General features: G+C 55.4%; 1 protein-coding gene. It reads right to left on the bottom strand.

What is annotated here, in order from left to right; genetic code table 11:
* A partial coding sequence (locus KM800_RS15290) for a hypothetical protein (RefSeq protein WP_217813842.1) occupies positions 1 to 251 on the bottom strand: 251 nt, incomplete at both ends.

Raw genomic sequence — 251 nt, 5'->3', positions numbered from 1 at the left:
AAGGCCGGAGACCTGAGTCGTGGTCAGCGCCGAAATCTGGTGATTGGTCAGCGGATTCAAGCTGTTTTGAGTCAATCCGTTGAGGGTGTCGCTGCTCAACGCCTGAATCGCTGTTGTGGACACAGCAGCCAGGCTCTGTGTTGCCATGGATTGCAACTGATCCAGCGACAAGGAGGCAAACTGCGTGCTGGTCAAAGAAGCCGTTTGATGGGCAGTCAGCGCCGAGACTTGGTCACTCTGCAATTCACCCA

The sequence above is a fragment of the Clostridium tyrobutyricum genome (assembly GCF_019144085.1).
Lineage (GTDB): Bacteria > Bacillota > Clostridia > Clostridiales > Clostridiaceae > Clostridium_B > Clostridium_B tyrobutyricum_A.
Note: the sequence above shows the minus strand (reverse complement) of the source record. Positions and strands in the feature narration are given on the sequence as shown.